This window comes from Erythrobacter westpacificensis (genome assembly GCF_039542285.1).
Classification (GTDB): Bacteria; Pseudomonadota; Alphaproteobacteria; order Sphingomonadales; family Sphingomonadaceae; genus Alteraurantiacibacter; species Alteraurantiacibacter westpacificensis.
Genome location: NZ_BAABHV010000012.1, coordinates 1 through 3,272 on the forward strand (window position 1 = coordinate 1; position 3,272 = coordinate 3,272).

5 protein-coding genes are annotated in these 3,272 nt (G+C 61.9%); all 5 read left to right on the forward strand.

Annotated features, from left to right (window positions below; translation table 11 throughout):
* Positions 1–58 precede the first annotated feature (58 nt).
* The 5 genes from ABFX23_RS10750 to ABFX23_RS10770 all read left to right on the forward strand — a co-directional run bounded on the left by ABFX23_RS10750 (position 59) and on the right by ABFX23_RS10770 (position 2,937).
* Positions 59–253: a hypothetical protein gene (locus ABFX23_RS10750; protein ID WP_346033064.1), complete on the forward strand. Its 195-nt coding sequence runs from the start codon at positions 59–61 to the stop codon at positions 251–253.
* A gap of 444 nt (positions 254–697) precedes the next feature.
* Positions 698–847 (forward strand): hypothetical protein, encoded by a 150-nt coding sequence (locus ABFX23_RS10755; protein ID WP_305960161.1) that lies wholly within the window; start codon positions 698–700, stop codon positions 845–847.
* 3 nt (positions 848–850) lie between these two features.
* A complete protein-coding gene (locus ABFX23_RS10760) occupies positions 851–1,288 on the forward strand; it encodes a hypothetical protein (RefSeq protein WP_305960162.1) in 438 nt (145 codons plus the stop codon).
* Between the two features lie 69 nt (positions 1,289–1,357).
* Positions 1,358–1,660: a hypothetical protein gene (locus ABFX23_RS10765; RefSeq protein ID WP_290488939.1), complete on the forward strand. Its 303-nt coding sequence runs from the start codon at positions 1,358–1,360 to the stop codon at positions 1,658–1,660.
* An 8-nt stretch (positions 1,661–1,668) separates the two neighbouring features.
* Entirely contained in the window at positions 1,669–2,937 is a 1,269-nt protein-coding gene (locus ABFX23_RS10770; RefSeq protein WP_290488941.1) for a zeta toxin family protein, read from the forward strand.
* Positions 2,938–3,272 lie beyond the last annotated feature (335 nt).

Genomic DNA, 3,272 nt, shown 5'->3' on the forward strand with positions numbered 1-3,272 from the left:
TTTCGCCAATGCTGCCTAATCCCCCAACTGGGTGACGCCGCGCGGCCGTGCCCCATGTTTGCAACAGAGCCAGCGCATCCACGGCACACCATACGGCAACGCCGTTGCCACCGAGGACAGCCATATCGAATATGACCGCTATGGCAGGCCCGTGGAAATGGTCCGCTACCGCTTCACCATGAACCCGGACGCCGCATTCCCCGAAATCGTGAACGACAAGCGCGAAGCCGCATATTTCAGGGCCATTGAATGAGCCTTTCGCCCCCCCCGCGCGGCGCGCCCCAGCCACAAGGGCCGGGGCGCGCCGGAATGGATTTAGCGGCGGGCGAGCGCCTTGAAGGCGCTCGCCAACTGTTTCAGGACCGACAGGCGACGGGGAGCTGCCGCAGGCGGACATGGGGATGCTCCGCCGGTCATTATCGCGGCCCATTGCTCGTTCCACCGTCGCCGTTCCTGGGCACGATCTTCGATGTATCGCATCGCGTGGCTGGCCTGCACGTTTCTGCGTAACTCATCATGCCACGCCACCGCACCCGCCCAATCCTCTTTCGGATCAGGGCAATCGCCTGCTGGCGGATCAGAACTAGGCGCGGCTTCCATTCTATCGGAAATAGTCCTAAGACAATAAATGGACGTTGTGACCTATAGTAAATCGGCTGTTCACCAGACTTTTTACCCCTGACCCGGAGAAACACGAATGCGCCGCGATTTTAACGAGGGCAACGATGCTTCTCCGCAGGGCCGCGATCTTCTCTTGTGGGCCGAGGCTTCGCTGTTGCTCCTGGCCCAGCTTGGCATGTTGGCTGGCGGCGTCATGTTCCTCATTTCCGCGCTTCGCGGGAGCTGACCCATGCCCGCGCAAATCATCGCCGCTGGCCTCCTGTTCGCCTGCACCCCTACCCTTGTCGCAGATGGCGACGGACCTGTTTGGTGCGCGGAAGGCCCGCGCGTTCGCATCGCCGGCATAGCGGCCCGCGAACGCGACGAATCTTGCCGTCCTGGTCAGCCATGCCCAAAGGCATCCGGGCAGTCGGCAACCACCGCTCTGGTCACTCTGCTTGGCGGTTCACGCGGCACTTATCGCTTTTCCGGCGCGCAATACGCCCACATTCGCGTCAGCGCACCTGCCATGCGCTGCCGGTCCACCGGATCAGCCGGAGGAAGCCGCACCGGAGCGTTCTGCGAGCTGGCCGATGGCCGCGATCTTTCCTGCGCCATGCTCGCCACCGGCACGGTTCTGCGGTGGAACCGATATTGGCCAGCAGATGTTCGCTGTTCGGGTCGATGACCAGCGAACACTACTGGCCAACAGCTATGTTCTTTATTCGTTCAGCATCCAGTGCTATAAGGTGACGACATGACGACAGATGGCACCCAATACCCCTTGTGGACCCAGGATCAGGCGATTGCCTACGAGGCGGCGCTTGAGGCCATCAATGACGTGATCGCTGGCTATAGCGAGCAGATTTGGCTTGAGGAAAAGTCCCCGGCTCCAAATGCCGCCCGCATCGCCTGGCTCGAAATGCGGACCGATCAGGCCACAGCGGTTATGCACTCTCTGAACGTCACCGACTCCGCTAACGTGCAACAGGTGTTGCTCGAATACAGCGCAATGGTCCGCGCGCGTGACGCGGCAGAGGCTCTTGCCGTAGCGGCTTGAGCAGCCGCATGGAACGCGACCCCGAAAAGCACAGCCTTGCGCCTGATGAATTGCAGGGCATCTATGAGGCGCGTGTCGCGCCCCGCCTTTTTGCGAACGCCCAGCCCGTTGAACGGCCCACAGCCGTTGTCCTGGGTGGCCAGCCCGGATCGGGTAAAACTCCAATGCAGAAAGCGGCGGAGCGCGAATTTTCCGGCCAAGGCGGCTTGGCCAAGATCATCGGTGATGATCTGCGCTCATACCTGCCTCACTACAAAGGATTGCAGCGCGCCGACGATCAGACGGCGGCATTCTATACCGACCGCGATTCAGGACGCCTGGTTGAAAAAGCCATCGCAGACGCCGCCCAGCGCGGGGTGAACGTCATGGTCGAAGGAACCATGCGGAATGCGGAAACGGTCGCAGCCACCCTGCAACAGTTCCGTGAGGCAGGTTACACGACCGATGCGCGGGCGCTCGCTGTTAGCCCGGAAATGTCCGCGCTAGGCATCATGCAGCGTTATGCAGCGCAGAAGGAAGCGCGCGGGGTCGGCCGCATGACCGCGCCCGAAGCCCACCAGAACGCCTTGCGCGGTATGCTCGACACCCTGGACCGGATTCAGGACAACCGCCTTGCCGATAGTCTCACGATCTATCGCAGGGGCGGCGAGGCGATCCAGCGTTTCGACCTGTCCCGAACGCCTGAAGCCGACGAACCGCGCGCCCGCGCTCTGGTCGAGCAGGAACGCAACCGCCCGTTCACACCGCAGGAAGCGGCCTTCATCCAGCGCGAAGTAGAACGGATTACGCCGATCCTTCACAAGCACGGCATCATTGCCGAGCGCGACACCAATTTGCTCCTTGAGCAGATACAGGTGTTGCAGGGGCGCGGATCAGGGCCAGCCCAGCTTGGGCCATTCCTGTCACTGGACGACCTGAAACGCGAACATGGCAATGTAGCGCAATTGGCTGTCAAACAAGCCGAGAAGGGCCTTGCCGACGCGCCGGAATCCGAGCGGGAGAAGGCCGCGCGAATCCTTGCGCTGACCAAGGACATTGCCAATCCTGATAATTTTCAGCGCAAGCTGGATGAGGCGCGGACCAATCAGATTCCAGTGCGCGACATGCAGGGGATGCAGCCCCTTCAACGCCTCGCCACTATCGGGGCCGCAGTGGACCGCGAGCTGCAACGCCAGCGAGACACAGGGCGCGGTGAGACAGATCGACAGGCAGGCCGATCCGATCCGGTGCGTTCTTCAGCCGACAAATCGAGCCGCGAGGATGAGCGGGAGCGTTGAGAGCATCGAACCTACTCTGAAGCCGTGAACCTGCTTTATTCGCTAGGCGGCAGAGCCGCCAACCTCACCGAACCTGCAAACAGTTTCGGCCCGTTCGGGTAACAATCAGGGCTAAGGCAATGATGACGGAGGATCCGCACAGCGGATCATTCCGGCCCTAATCTCTGAACGATCATGCGCGCGATCGGCGGCATGATTGAGCGCGCCTGGCTGTGCCTGGCGCGCAGTGTGCCGGCGATGCCAGCACCCCGATAGAGCCGCCCAGGCGGCTCTGTTGCAAAGATTGGCGGCAGTCAGAGGTAGGCTGTCGCTCTGCGCCGATCAGGCGGCTGCTG